At 52.0% G+C, this 12,997-nt stretch carries 14 protein-coding genes; 12 read left to right on the top strand and 2 right to left on the bottom strand.

The window, feature by feature from the left end:
* Positions 1-3 precede the first annotated feature (3 nt).
* The 11 genes from skp (at position 4) to tilS (ending at position 11,618) form a co-directional block, all read left to right on the top strand.
* Positions 4-489, top strand: coding sequence for a molecular chaperone Skp (gene skp, locus C0K55_RS10610; RefSeq protein ID WP_000758958.1), 486 nt, complete (start codon positions 4-6; stop codon positions 487-489).
* A 3-nt stretch (positions 490-492) separates the two neighbouring features.
* Positions 493-1,518 (top strand): UDP-3-O-(3-hydroxymyristoyl)glucosamine N-acyltransferase, encoded by a 1,026-nt coding sequence (gene lpxD / locus C0K55_RS10605; protein WP_001139277.1) that lies wholly within the window; start codon positions 493-495, stop codon positions 1,516-1,518.
* A 104-nt stretch (positions 1,519-1,622) separates the two neighbouring features.
* A complete protein-coding gene (gene fabZ, locus C0K55_RS10600) occupies positions 1,623-2,078 on the top strand; it encodes a 3-hydroxyacyl-ACP dehydratase FabZ (protein WP_000210739.1) in 456 nt (151 codons plus the stop codon).
* A 3-nt stretch (positions 2,079-2,081) separates the two neighbouring features.
* A complete protein-coding gene (gene lpxA, locus C0K55_RS10595; protein ID WP_000565976.1) occupies positions 2,082-2,870 on the top strand; it encodes an acyl-ACP--UDP-N-acetylglucosamine O-acyltransferase in 789 nt (262 codons plus the stop codon).
* Positions 2,870-4,018, top strand: a complete 1,149-nt coding sequence (gene lpxB, locus C0K55_RS10590; protein ID WP_000840596.1) for a lipid-A-disaccharide synthase — start codon at positions 2,870-2,872, stop codon at positions 4,016-4,018. The genes lpxA and lpxB overlap by 1 nt, the downstream gene beginning before the upstream one ends.
* The gene (rnhB, locus tag C0K55_RS10585; protein WP_000569435.1) at positions 4,015-4,611 is read left to right on the top strand and encodes a ribonuclease HII; all 597 of its coding nucleotides are present in this window, start codon (positions 4,015-4,017) and stop codon (positions 4,609-4,611) included. Before lpxB ends, rnhB begins: the two co-directional genes overlap by 4 nt.
* A 36-nt stretch (positions 4,612-4,647) precedes the next feature.
* The gene (dnaE, locus tag C0K55_RS10580; protein WP_105266588.1) at positions 4,648-8,130 is read left to right on the top strand and encodes a DNA polymerase III subunit alpha; all 3,483 of its coding nucleotides are present in this window, start codon (positions 4,648-4,650) and stop codon (positions 8,128-8,130) included.
* 12 nt (positions 8,131-8,142) lie between these two features.
* A complete protein-coding gene (accA, locus tag C0K55_RS10575; protein WP_105266587.1) occupies positions 8,143-9,102 on the top strand; it encodes an acetyl-CoA carboxylase carboxyl transferase subunit alpha in 960 nt (319 codons plus the stop codon).
* 222 nt (positions 9,103-9,324) lie between these two features.
* Entirely contained in the window at positions 9,325-9,579 is a 255-nt protein-coding gene (locus C0K55_RS10570; RefSeq protein WP_000644312.1) for a DUF4282 domain-containing protein, read from the top strand.
* Positions 9,580-9,868: 289 nt separating this feature from the next.
* Positions 9,869-10,258 (top strand): VOC family protein, encoded by a 390-nt coding sequence (locus C0K55_RS10560; protein WP_000901101.1) that lies wholly within the window; start codon positions 9,869-9,871, stop codon positions 10,256-10,258.
* Between the two features lie 64 nt (positions 10,259-10,322).
* Positions 10,323-11,618, top strand: coding sequence for a tRNA lysidine(34) synthetase TilS (gene tilS / locus C0K55_RS10555; RefSeq protein WP_105267035.1), 1,296 nt, complete (start codon positions 10,323-10,325; stop codon positions 11,616-11,618).
* Between the two features lie 51 nt (positions 11,619-11,669).
* Here the strand turns inward: tilS and rof are convergent, their stop codons facing one another.
* Together rof and C0K55_RS10545 are read right to left on the bottom strand one after the other, a co-directional pair.
* On the bottom strand, positions 11,670-11,930 hold the full coding sequence (gene rof / locus C0K55_RS10550) for a Rho-binding antiterminator (RefSeq protein WP_001517780.1): 261 nt from the start codon (positions 11,928-11,930) through the stop codon (positions 11,670-11,672).
* Positions 11,917-12,117: a YaeP family protein gene (locus C0K55_RS10545; protein ID WP_000417058.1), complete on the bottom strand. Its 201-nt coding sequence runs from the start codon at positions 12,115-12,117 to the stop codon at positions 11,917-11,919. The genes rof and C0K55_RS10545 overlap by 14 nt, the downstream gene beginning before the upstream one ends.
* A gap of 165 nt (positions 12,118-12,282) precedes the next feature.
* Between C0K55_RS10545 and C0K55_RS10540 the strand changes: the two genes are divergently transcribed.
* On the top strand, positions 12,283-12,828 hold the full coding sequence (locus tag C0K55_RS10540) for a YaeQ family protein (protein ID WP_001185278.1): 546 nt from the start codon (positions 12,283-12,285) through the stop codon (positions 12,826-12,828).
* Positions 12,829-12,997 lie beyond the last annotated feature (169 nt).

Here is a 12,997-nt window from a genome sequence, read left to right as displayed (position 1 = left end):
ATTGTGAAAAAGTGGTTATTAGCTGCAGGTCTCGGTTTAGCACTGGCAACTTCTGCTCAGGCGGCTGACAAAATTGCAATCGTCAATATGGGTAGCCTGTTCCAGCAGGTAGCACAGAAAACCGGTGTTTCTAACACGCTGGAAAATGAGTTCAAAGGCCGTGCCAGCGAACTGCAGCGTATGGAAACCGATCTGCAGGCTAAAATGAAAAAGCTGCAGTCCATGAAAGCCGGTAGCGATCGTACTAAGCTGGAAAAAGACGTGATGGCTCAGCGCCAGACTTTTGCTCAGAAAGCGCAGGCTTTTGAACAAGATCGCGCACGTCGTTCCAACGAAGAACGCGGCAAACTGGTTACTCGTATCCAGACTGCTGTGAAATCCGTTGCCAGCAGCCAGAGCATCGATCTGGTTGTTGATGCAAACGCCGTTGCTTACAACAGCAGCGATGTAAAAGACATCACTGCCGACGTACTGAAACAGGTTAAATAAGTAATGCCTTCAATTCGACTGGCTGATTTAGCGCAGCAGTTGGATGCAGAACTACACGGTGATGGCGATATCGTCATCACCGGCGTTGCGTCCATGCAATCTGCACAAACAGGTCATATTACGTTCATGGTTAATCCTAAATACCGTGAACATTTAGGCTTGTGCCAGGCGTCCGCGGTTGTGATGACCCAGGACGATCTTCCTTTCGCGAAAAGTGCCGCACTGGTAGTGAAGAATCCCTACCTGACTTACGCGCGCATGGCGCAAATTTTAGATACCACGCCGCAGCCCGCGCAGAACATTGCACCAAGTGCGGTGATTGATGCAACGGCGAAGCTGGGTAACAACGTCTCAATTGGCGCTAACGCGGTCATTGAGTCCGGCGTTGAGCTGGGTGATAACGTGATTATCGGTGCCGGTTGCTTCGTTGGTAAAAACAGCAAAATCGGCGCAGGTTCGCGCCTTTGGGCGAACGTAACCATTTACCATGAGATCCAGATCGGTCAGAATTGCCTGATCCAATCCGGAACTGTGATCGGTGCAGACGGCTTTGGCTATGCCAACGATCGTGGTAACTGGGTGAAGATCCCACAGATTGGTCGCGTGATTATTGGCGATCGCGTGGAGATTGGTGCCTGTACTACCATCGATCGCGGCGCGCTGGATGACACGGTGATCGGCAATGGCGTGATCATTGATAATCAGTGTCAGATTGCACATAACGTCGTGATTGGCGACAATACGGCGGTTGCCGGTGGCGTCATTATGGCGGGCAGCCTGAAAATTGGTCGTTACTGCATGATCGGCGGTGCCAGCGTAATCAACGGGCATATGGAAATATGCGATAAAGTGACGGTTACGGGCATGGGTATGGTGATGCGTCCTATTACTGAACCTGGCGTCTATTCCTCAGGCATTCCGCTGCAACCCAACAAAGTCTGGCGCAAAACCGCTGCACTGGTGATGAACATTGATGATATGAGCAAGCGTCTGAAATCGCTTGAGCGCAAGGTTAATCAGCAAGACTAACGTTCCATCTATTGTTCGCCAAACTTTACGGCCTGTCTCATTCTTACGATTGCGGCAGGCCGTGTTATTATTATCGTTTCTTATATTTTGACAGGAAGAGTATCTTGACTACTAACACTCATACTCTGCAGATTGAAGAGATTTTAGAACTTCTACCGCACCGTTTCCCATTCTTACTGGTGGATCGCGTGCTGGATTTTGAAGAAGGTCGTTTTCTGCGCGCAGTTAAAAATGTCTCTGTCAATGAGCCATTCTTCCAGGGCCATTTCCCTGGAAAACCGATTTTCCCGGGAGTGCTGATTCTGGAAGCTATGGCACAGGCAACAGGTATTCTGGCGTTTAAAAGCGTAGGAAAACTGGAACCGGGTGAACTTTACTACTTCGCCGGTATTGATGAAGCGCGCTTCAAGCGCCCGGTTGTACCAGGCGATCAAATGATCATGGAAGTCACTTTCGAAAAAACGCGCCGTGGCCTGACCCGTTTTAAAGGGGTTGCTCTGGTCGACGGTAAGGTAGTTTGCGAAGCAACGATGATGTGTGCTCGTAGCCGGGAGGCCTGATACGTGATTGATAAATCCGCCTTTGTGCATCCAACCGCCATTGTGGAAGAGGGCGCGTCGATTGGTGCCAACGCTCACATTGGTCCTTTTTGTATCGTTGGACCCCATGTCGAAATTGGTGAGAATACCGTACTGAAATCTCACGTTGTCGTGAATGGTCATACTAAAATTGGCCGCGACAATGAGATTTATCAGTTCGCCTCCATCGGTGAAGTTAACCAGGATCTGAAATATGCTGGCGAACCGACCCGTGTGGAGATTGGCGATCGTAACCGCATTCGCGAAAGCGTCACCATTCATCGTGGCACAGTCCAGGGCGGTGGATTGACGAAGGTGGGCAGCGACAACTTACTGATGATCAATGCGCACATTGCGCACGATTGTACGGTAGGTAACCGCTGCATTCTCGCCAACAACGCAACGCTGGCGGGGCACGTATCGGTAGACGACTTTGCGATCATCGGCGGCATGACCGCAGTCCATCAGTTCTGCATCATTGGTGCGCATGTGATGGTTGGCGGTTGCTCCGGTGTGGCACAGGACGTCCCTCCTTATGTCATTGCGCAGGGTAACCACGCAACGCCGTTCGGTGTCAATATCGAAGGGCTGAAGCGCCGCGGATTCAGCCGTGAGGCGATTACCGCTATCCGCAATGCGTACAAGCTGATTTATCGCAGCGGTAAAACGCTTGATGAAGTGAAACCGGAAATTGCTGAACTGGCGGAAACGCATCCGGAAGTGAAAGCCTTTGCCGATTTCTTTGCTCGCTCAACGCGCGGTCTGATTCGTTAATGGCTGAACAGCGTCCATTAACGATTGCCCTGGTCGCCGGAGAAACCTCCGGCGATATCCTGGGGGCCGGTTTAATCCGCGCTCTGAAAGAACGTGTGCCCAACGCCCGCTTTGTCGGTGTTGCCGGGCCACGGATGCAGGCTGAAGGCTGCGAAGCCTGGTACGAAATGGAAGAACTGGCGGTGATGGGCATTGTTGAAGTGCTTGGTCGTCTGCGTCGCTTACTGCATATTCGTGCCGATCTGACAAAGCGTTTTGGCGAACTGAAGCCAGATGTTTTTGTTGGCATTGATGCGCCTGACTTCAATATTACCCTCGAAGGTAACCTCAAAAAGCAGGGTATCAAAACCATTCATTATGTCAGTCCGTCCGTGTGGGCGTGGCGACAGAAACGCGTTTTCAAAATAGGCAGAGCCACTGATTTAGTCCTCGCATTTCTGCCTTTCGAAAAAGCGTTTTACGACAAATACAACGTGCCGTGCCGTTTTATCGGCCACACAATGGCTGATGCCATGCCGTTAGATCCAGATAAAAATGCCGCACGAGATGTGTTGGGGATCCCTCACGATGCCCACTGCCTGGCGTTGCTGCCGGGGAGCCGTGGCGCGGAAGTCGAAATGCTTAGTGCCGATTTCCTGAAAACGGCCCAGCTTTTGCGCCAGACATATCCGGATCTTGAGATTGTGGTGCCGCTGGTGAATGCCAAACGCCGCGAGCAGTTTGAACGCATCAAAGCTGAAGTCGCGCCAGACCTGTCGGTTCATTTGCTGGATGGGATGGGCCGTGAGGCGATGGTCGCCAGCGATGCGGCGCTACTGGCGTCGGGCACGGCAGCACTGGAGTGTATGCTGGCGAAATGCCCGATGGTGGTGGGCTATCGTATGAAGCCTTTCACCTTCTGGCTGGCGAAGCGGCTGGTGAAAACTGATTATGTCTCACTGCCAAATTTGCTGGCGGGCAGAGAGTTAGTCAAAGAGTTATTGCAGGAAGAGTGTGAGCCGCAAAAACTGGCTGCGGCGCTGTTACCGCTGTTGGCGAATGGTAAAACCAGCCATGCGATGCACGACACTTTCCGCGAGCTGCATCAGCAGATCCGCTGCAATGCCGATGAGCAGGCGGCGCAGGCCGTTCTGGAGTTAGCACAATGATCGAATTTGTTTATCCGCATACGCAGCTTGTTGCAGGTGTGGATGAAGTTGGGCGCGGGCCGTTGGTCGGTGCGGTCGTTACCGCTGCCGTGATCCTCGATCCGGCGCGCCCGATTGTCGGGTTGAATGATTCCAAAAAGCTGAGTGAAAAACGCCGTCTGGCGCTCTGTGAAGAGATCAAAGAGAAGGCGTTAAGCTGGAGTCTGGGTCGCGCGGAACCTCATGAAATCGACGAACTGAATATTTTACACGCAACCATGCTGGCGATGCAGCGTGCCGTAGCGGGGCTGCATATTGCGCCGGAATATGTGTTGATTGATGGTAACCGCTGCCCGAAATTACCGATGCCATCGATGGCGGTTGTTAAAGGCGACAGTCGCGTGCCGGAAATCAGTGCGGCGTCTATCCTGGCGAAAGTGACACGCGATGCTGAAATGGCGGAGCTGGACATCATTTACCCACAATATGGATTTGCCCAACACAAAGGGTATCCAACGGCTTTTCATCTGGAAAAACTGGCTGAACACGGTGCGACCGAACACCATCGGCGCAGCTTTGGCCCTGTCAAACGCGCACTGGGACTTGCGTCCTGATTCTTGTGTCGAGATTAAGTAAACCGGAATCTGAAGATGTCTGAACCACGTTTCGTTCACCTACGGGTGCACAGCGACTACTCGATGATCGATGGTCTGGCAAAAACCGCACCGCTGGTAAAAAAGGCGGCGGCGTTGGGGATGCCGGCACTGGCGATCACTGATTTCACCAACCTTTGCGGTCTGGTGAAGTTCTACGGAGCGGGACATGGCGCAGGGATTAAGCCTATCGTCGGGGCGGATTTTAATGTCCAGTGCGACCTGCTGGGTGATGAGTTAACCCACCTGACGGTGCTGGCGGCGAACAATACCGGCTATCAGAATCTGACGTTGCTGATCTCAAAAGCGTATCAGCGCGGGTATGGTGCCGCCGGGCCGATCATCGATCGCGACTGGCTTATCGAATTAAACGAAGGGTTGATCCTCCTCTCCGGCGGACGCATGGGCGACGTCGGGCGCAGCCTTTTGCGTGGTAACAGCGCACTGGTAGATGAGTGTGTCGCGTTTTATGAAGAGCACTTCCCGGATCGCTATTTTCTCGAATTGATTCGCACCGGCAGGCCGGATGAAGAAAGCTATTTGCACGCGGCGGTGGAACTGGCGGAAAGGCGCGGTTTGCCTGTTGTGGCAACCAACGACGTGCGCTTTATTGACAGCAGTGATTTCGACGCGCACGAAATCCGCGTCGCGATCCACGACGGCTTTACCCTCGACGATCCCAAACGTCCGCGTAACTATTCGCCGCAGCAATATATGCGTAGCGAAGAGGAGATGTGCGAGCTGTTTGCCGACATCCCGGAAGCTCTTGCTAACACCGTGGAGATTGCCAAACGTTGTAACGTGACCGTGCGTCTTGGTGAATACTTCCTGCCGCAGTTCCCGACCGGGGACATGAGCACCGAAGATTATCTGGTTAAGCGAGCAAAAGAAGGTCTGGAAGAGCGTCTGGCATTTTTATTCCCTGACGAAGAAGAACGTCTTAAGCGCCGCCCGGAATATGACGAGCGTCTGGATACTGAACTCCAGGTTATCAACCAGATGGGCTTCCCAGGCTACTTTCTCATCGTTATGGAATTTATCCAGTGGTCGAAGGATAACGGTGTACCGGTAGGGCCTGGCCGTGGTTCCGGTGCGGGGTCACTGGTGGCCTACGCGCTGAAAATCACTGACCTCGATCCGCTAGAATTCGACCTGCTGTTCGAACGTTTCCTTAACCCGGAACGTGTCTCCATGCCTGACTTCGACGTTGACTTCTGTATGGAGAAACGCGACCAGGTTATCGAACATGTGGCGGACATGTACGGTCGCGATGCGGTATCGCAGATCATCACCTTCGGTACGATGGCGGCAAAAGCGGTGATCCGCGACGTAGGTCGCGTGCTGGGGCATCCGTATGGTTTTGTCGATCGTATCTCGAAACTGATCCCGACAGATCCGGGGATGACGCTGGCGAAAGCGTTTGAAGCCGAGCCGCAGTTGCCAGAAATTTACGAAGCGGATGAAGAAGTTAAGGCGCTGATCGACATGGCGCGTAAACTGGAAGGGGTTACCCGTAACGCGGGTAAACACGCCGGTGGGGTGGTTATCGCGCCGACCAAAATTACCGATTTTGCGCCGCTTTATTGCGATGAAGAAGGCAAACATCCGGTCACTCAGTTTGATAAAAGCGACGTTGAATACGCCGGACTGGTGAAGTTCGACTTCCTCGGCCTGCGTACTCTCACCATCATCAACTGGGCGCTGGAGATGATCAACAAGCGGCGGGCGAAAAATGGCGAGCCGCCGCTGGATATCGCCGCGATCCCGCTGGATGACAAGAAAAGTTTCGACATGCTGCAACGCTCGGAAACCACAGCGGTATTCCAGCTTGAATCGCGCGGCATGAAAGATTTGATCAAGCGTCTACAACCTGACTGCTTCGAAGATATGATCGCACTGGTGGCGCTGTTCCGCCCAGGTCCGTTGCAATCAGGGATGGTGGATAACTTTATCGACCGTAAACATGGTCGCGAGGAGATCTCCTACCCAGACGTGCAGTGGCAGCATGAAAGCCTGAAACCGGTTCTGGAGCCAACTTACGGTATTATCCTGTATCAGGAACAGGTAATGCAGATTGCCCAGGTACTTTCTGGCTATACCCTCGGCGGCGCGGATATGCTGCGTCGTGCGATGGGTAAGAAAAAGCCGGAAGAGATGGCCAAGCAGCGTTCTGTTTTTGCCGAAGGTGCAGAAAAGAACGGCATCAATGCCGAACTGGCGATGAAAATCTTCGACCTGGTAGAGAAATTTGCGGGTTACGGATTTAACAAATCGCACTCTGCGGCCTATGCTTTGGTGTCTTATCAAACGTTATGGCTGAAAGCGCACTATCCGGCAGAGTTTATGGCGGCGGTAATGACTGCCGATATGGACAATACCGAGAAAGTGGTTGGCCTGGTGGATGAGTGCTGGCGGATGGGCCTTAAAATCCTGCCGCCAGATATAAACTCCGGTCTTTACCATTTCCACGTCAACGATGACGGGGAAATCGTGTATGGTATTGGCGCTATCAAAGGGGTGGGTGAAGGGCCAATTGAGGCCATCATCGAAGCCCGTAATAAAGGTGGCTACTTCCGCGAACTGTTTGATCTTTGCGCCCGTACCGACACCAAAAAACTGAACCGGCGGGTGCTGGAAAAACTGATCATGTCAGGGGCATTTGACCGCCTGGGGCCACACCGCGCGGCGTTAATGAACTCGCTGGGCGATGCGTTAAAAGCGGCAGATCAACACGCGAAAGCGGAAGCCATCGGCCAGGCCGATATGTTCGGCGTGCTGGCAGAAGAGCCGGAACAAATTGAACAATCCTACGCTAGCTGCCAGCCGTGGCCGGAGCAGGTGGTGTTAGATGGGGAGCGCGAAACGTTGGGTCTGTACCTGACGGGCCACCCGATCAACCAGTATTTAAAAGAGATTGAGCGTTATGTCGGAGGCGTAAGGCTGAAAGACATGCACCCGACAGAACGTGGTAAAGTCACCACGGCTGCGGGGCTCGTTGTTGCCGCGCGGGTTATGGTCACCAAGCGCGGCAATCGTATCGGTATCTGCACGCTGGATGACCGTTCCGGGCGGCTGGAAGTGATGTTATTTACTGACGCCCTGGATAAATACCAGCAATTGCTGGAAAAAGACCGCATACTTATCGTCAGCGGACAGGTCAGCTTTGATGACTTCAGCGGTGGGCTTAAAATGACCGCTCGCGAAGTGATGGATATTGACGAAGCCCGGGAAAAATATGCTCGCGGGCTTGCTATCTCGCTGACGGACAGGCAAATTGATGACCAGCTTTTAAACCGACTCCGTCAGTCTCTGGAACCCCACCGCTCTGGGACAATTCCAGTACATCTCTACTATCAGAGGGCGGATGCACGTGCACGGTTGCGTTTTGGCGCGACGTGGCGTGTCTCTCCGAGCGATCGTTTGTTAAACGATCTCCGTGGCCTCATTGGTTCGGAGCAGGTGGAACTGGAGTTTGACTAATACAGGAATACTATGAGTCTGAATTTCCTTGATTTTGAACAGCCGATTGCAGAGCTGGAAGCGAAAATCGATTCTCTGACTGCGGTTAGCCGCCAGGATGAGAAACTGGATATTAACATCGATGAAGAAGTGCATCGTCTGCGTGAAAAAAGCGTAGAACTGACGCGTAAAATCTTCGCCGATCTCGGTGCATGGCAGATTGCCCAACTGGCACGCCATCCACAGCGCCCTTATACCCTGGATTACGTTCGCCTGGCATTTGATGAATTTGACGAACTGGCAGGCGACCGCGCGTATGCAGATGACAAAGCTATCGTCGGTGGTATCGCCCGTCTTGACGGTCGTCCGGTGATGATTATTGGTCATCAGAAAGGCCGTGAAACCAAAGAGAAAATTCGTCGTAACTTTGGTATGCCAGCGCCAGAAGGTTACCGCAAAGCACTGCGTCTGATGCAAATGGCTGAACGCTTTAAGATGCCAATCATCACCTTTATCGACACCCCTGGGGCTTATCCGGGTGTGGGCGCAGAAGAACGTGGTCAGTCTGAAGCCATCGCGCGTAACCTGCGTGAAATGTCTCGCCTCGGCGTACCGGTCGTTTGTACGGTTATCGGTGAAGGTGGTTCTGGCGGTGCGCTGGCCATTGGCGTGGGCGATAAAGTGAATATGCTGCAATACAGCACCTATTCCGTTATCTCGCCGGAAGGTTGTGCCTCTATCCTCTGGAAGAGCGCAGACAAGGCCCCGCTGGCGGCTGAAGCGATGGGCATCATCGCTCCGCGTCTGAAAGAACTGAAACTGATTGACTCCATCATCCCGGAACCGTTGGGCGGCGCTCACCGTAACCCGGAAGAGATGGCTGCGTCTCTGAAAGCGCAACTGCTGGCGGATCTGGCCGATCTCGACGTGTTAAGCACTGAAGATTTAAAAAATCGTCGTTATCAGCGACTGATGAGCTACGGTTACGCGTAATCAGCAAATTTTCTGAAAAGGGTCACTTCGGTGGCCTTTTTTTCTATGTAGTTTATTTAGTCATATTATAAATACATTTAGATAATCTTTCTTTCGTTTTCCCCTGCCATAAAATTCTTGAACTCATGTTGATAACTCCGATTTCGGAGGCATATACAAATATACACAGTGGTCAAAAATAATATAGATTTATCAATCTCATAGAATTTTTAAGGATAAAATATGAAAGCAATTTTAGGATTCGATCATCTTCTTATGCCGCGTGTTCTGGTGTTTTTTTACTGGCTGGCTATGGTGCTGACACTGATAGGCGGTGTCTTCTCCATATTTAGCGGAAACATTATCTTAGGGGTAGCTTATACCGTCATTGGCCTTATAAGCTGTCGTATGACTTTCGAATTAATTATGATAGCGTTTAAGAATAACGAATATTTGCGCCGCATTGCCGAGAGTGTTAGCAAGAATAGCGCAGAGTAATCTCCCGCAAAGCGCTTCACCAAACCGCATCTCAACCGCTATTACAGGCGTTTGAGATGTTGTTTTAAAATCAGAGTATACTCTAAATAATTCGAGTTGCAGGAAGGCGACAAGCGAGTGAATCACCAGGAGCTTATATAAGTAAGTGACTGGTGTGAGCGAACGCAGACGCAGCACATGCAACTTAAAGTATGACGAGTATAAATGTCTGATTCATCTTTCCTGTAATTTGTGCGTATTATCAATATATAGCGATGCACGTGCGTATCATATCAATGCAGGAGATTCTATGTTGGGTTTAAAACAGGTTCACCATATTGCGATTATTGCGACGGATTATGCGGTGAGCAAAGCCTTCTACTGCGATATTCTCGGCTTCACGCTGCAAAGCGAAGTTTATCGCGAAGCGCGTGATTCGTGGAAAGGGGATTTGGCGCTTAACGGGCAGTACGTGATTGAGCTTTTCTCATTTCCATTCCCACCGGAGCGCCCCAGCCGACCGGAAGCCTGCGGCCTGCGCCATCTGGCATTTAGCGTTGATGATATTGATACGGCAGTGGCGCACCTTGAAAGCCATAATGTGAAATGTGAAGCGATACGTGTCGACCCGTATACGCAAAAACGCTTTACGTTCTTTAACGATCCTGACGGGCTGCCACTGGAACTGTATGAGCAGTAAGGCTTGTCATCGCCGCATTTGCCCGGTAACGTGCCGGGCATCTCTATTGTAGATTCGCACTATCATGACACTCACGCTGAATACTCAACTTCTCGCCTCACGCCAGATTCTGGTGGCCTTTAGTGGCGGACTGGACTCCACCGTTTTACTGCATCAACTGGTGCAGTGGCGGGCTGAAAATCCGGACGTCACGTTACGCGCTATCCATGTGCATCACGGTTTAAGTGCTAATGCTGATGCCTGGGTCGTGCATTGTGAAAATATCTGCCAGCAGTGGCAGGTGCCGCTGGTGGTTGAGCGCGTGCAGCTTGCGCAAGAGGGGTTAGGCATTGAGGCCCAGGCACGGCAGGCGCGTTATCAGGCATTTGCCCGAACGCTGTTACCCGGAGAAGTTCTGGTCACTGCACAACATCTTAACGATCAATGTGAAACCTTTTTGCTGGCGTTAAAACGTGGCAGTGGCCCTGCCGGGCTTTCCGCTATGGGAGAAGTATCTGATTTTGCCGGAACCCGGCTTATCCGCCCGTTGCTCACTCGCACACGTGGAGAGCTGGAGCAGTGGGCACATAAACATGGCTTACGCTGGATTGAAGACGAAAGTAATCAGGACGATAGCTACGATCGTAACTTCCTGCGCCTGCACGTGGTGCCGTTATTACAGCAGCGTTGGCCGCATTTTGCCGAAGCAACGGCACGCAGCGCCACGCTTTGCGCTGAACAAGAGAGCCTGTTGGATGAACTGCTGGCGGATGATTTAGCGCACTGCCAAACGTCGCAGGGAACGCTACAGATTGCGCCAATGATGGCGATGAGCGATGTCCGCCGCGCGGCGATTATCCGCCGCTGGCTGGCTGGGCTGAATGCGCCGATGCCTTCCCGCGATGCGCTGGTACGGATTTGGCAAGAAGTTGCACTGGCGCGGGAAGATGCTTCCCCCTGTTTGCGCTTTGGCGCGTTTGAAATCCGTCGCTATCTGTCGCAACTGTGGTGGATTAAATCCGTTGCCGGACAAAGCGAAACCATTGTGCCGTGGCTGGCGTGGCAACAGCCGCTGGAATTACCGGTTGATCTGGGAAGTGTGCAGTTTACTGCGGGAGGCGATATTCGCCCTCCGCGTGCAGATGAAGCGGTCAGCGTGCGTTTCAAAGCGTCGGGATTGCTGCACATTGTCGGGCGCAACGGTGGACGTAAGTTAAAGAAAATCTGGCAGGAACTGGGCGTGCCGCCGTGGCTGCGTGATACTACGCCACTGCTGTTTTATGGCGAAACGTTGATTGCGGCAGCGGGAATTTTTGTTACACGTGAAGGCTTTGCTGAAGATGAGGCTGGTGTAAGTTTTTTCTGGCAGAGAAATAGTTAGTTCAGCATAGCCGGATAAGACGCGCTATGCGTCGCATCCGGCAAAAGTGAATCAGGACTCACTCACCACTACCGTACCGATTTCCGGATGGCTAAAGCTGGTAATTTTATCCAGGCGCAACTCGCGGGTTTCGCCAGCGACATCGACGACCAGATATTCCACATTTTTGCGGGACACTAAATCATTGGCTTTACCCTGCAATTTTTCGCCATCTTTCAGCTCCAGCGTCAGCAACAGGTGATGCTGGCAGGCGAGCTCAAGATTATCGTAATCATCACAATTGATAGGTTGATACGTATCATTCATTGACATAATCGCTCACCAGTAAGTTGGCCGCAGCGTATGCTGCTTTTTCCCTGACAGCCTCTGAAAGGGCATCGTCGGCAGCCATTTCATTCAGCACTTTCAAAACGCAGCCCAGCGCGTCCGGAACGTATCCTAAGTCTCCGCTGGCGATTTCCGCGTACCGCTTGCGTATTAACTCACAATATTTTTCCACATGCCCTCCTGTCAGCACTCTGACTTAACCGTGGATGCAAGTCTAAGCCTACGAAGATAAACCCTGTTTCGCAAGGTGACTATACCACACTCATTTCTGCAATATCAGCGCCGCAACTGCACGTATTCCGTTACAATGGCCTCCTGATTCGAAAGGAGTTTTCTTATGGCGCTTAAAGCGACAATTTATAAAGCGACGGTTAATGTGGCCGATCTTGACCGCAACCAGTTTCTCGATGCCTCTCTGACGCTGGCGCGCCACCCTTCAGAAACTCAGGAGCGCATGATGCTGCGCCTTCTGGCATGGCTGAAATATGCCGATGAACGTCTGCAATTTACCCGTGGTTTGTGTGCCGATGACGAGCCGGAAGCGTGGCTGCGTAATGATCATTTAGGTATTGATTTGTGGATTGAACTGGGGCTGCCGGACGAGCGGCGAATTAAGAAAGCCTGCACCCAGGCCGCGGAAGTGGCGCTGTTTGCCTATAATAGTCGGGCGGCGCAGATCTGGTGGCAGCAAAATCAGAACAAATGCGCGCAGTTTGCCAATCTTTCCGTCTGGTATCTGGACGACGAGCAACTGGCAAAAGTGAGTGCCTTTGCCGATCGCACCATGACACTACAGGCAACGATTCAGGACGGCATTATCTGGTTATCGGATGATAAGAATAATCTGGAAGTAAACTTAACTGTCTGGCAACAACCGTCATGATTGTGATTTCCCGACATGTTGCTATCCCCGATGGCGAGCTTGATCGATAGGAATTTAAAACCCGGAAAGATCGAAAAAACACCAGAAAGCGAATCACCGGGCGACATCTCACGCGTCTTATATTATTTGTATTGTCGATTAAAACGCATTGATTGATTGGAGTTGGGTA

It is taken from the genome of Escherichia sp. MOD1-EC6098, from assembly GCF_002965865.1.
Classification (GTDB): domain Bacteria; phylum Pseudomonadota; class Gammaproteobacteria; order Enterobacterales; family Enterobacteriaceae; genus Escherichia; species Escherichia marmotae.
Note: the sequence above shows the minus strand (reverse complement) of the source record. Positions and strands in the feature narration are given on the sequence as shown.

What these genes read in the sequence shown, in the direction of transcription:
- rof (WP_001517780.1), bottom strand. Translation starts at nt 11,930, where the DNA reads ATGTCAATGAATGATACGTATCAACCTATCAATTGTGATGATTACGAT.
- dnaE (WP_105266588.1), top strand. Translation starts at nt 4,648, where the DNA reads ATGTCTGAACCACGTTTCGTTCACCTACGGGTGCACAGCGACTACTCG.
- lpxD (WP_001139277.1), top strand. Translation starts at nt 493, where the DNA reads ATGCCTTCAATTCGACTGGCTGATTTAGCGCAGCAGTTGGATGCAGAA.
- C0K55_RS10570 (WP_000644312.1), top strand. Translation starts at nt 9,325, where the DNA reads ATGAAAGCAATTTTAGGATTCGATCATCTTCTTATGCCGCGTGTTCTG.
- tilS (WP_105267035.1), top strand. Translation starts at nt 10,323, where the DNA reads ATGACACTCACGCTGAATACTCAACTTCTCGCCTCACGCCAGATTCTG.
- C0K55_RS10560 (WP_000901101.1), top strand. Translation starts at nt 9,869, where the DNA reads ATGTTGGGTTTAAAACAGGTTCACCATATTGCGATTATTGCGACGGAT.
- rnhB (WP_000569435.1), top strand. Translation starts at nt 4,015, where the DNA reads ATGATCGAATTTGTTTATCCGCATACGCAGCTTGTTGCAGGTGTGGAT.
- C0K55_RS10540 (WP_001185278.1), top strand. Translation starts at nt 12,283, where the DNA reads ATGGCGCTTAAAGCGACAATTTATAAAGCGACGGTTAATGTGGCCGAT.
- accA (WP_105266587.1), top strand. Translation starts at nt 8,143, where the DNA reads ATGAGTCTGAATTTCCTTGATTTTGAACAGCCGATTGCAGAGCTGGAA.
- lpxB (WP_000840596.1), top strand. Translation starts at nt 2,870, where the DNA reads ATGGCTGAACAGCGTCCATTAACGATTGCCCTGGTCGCCGGAGAAACC.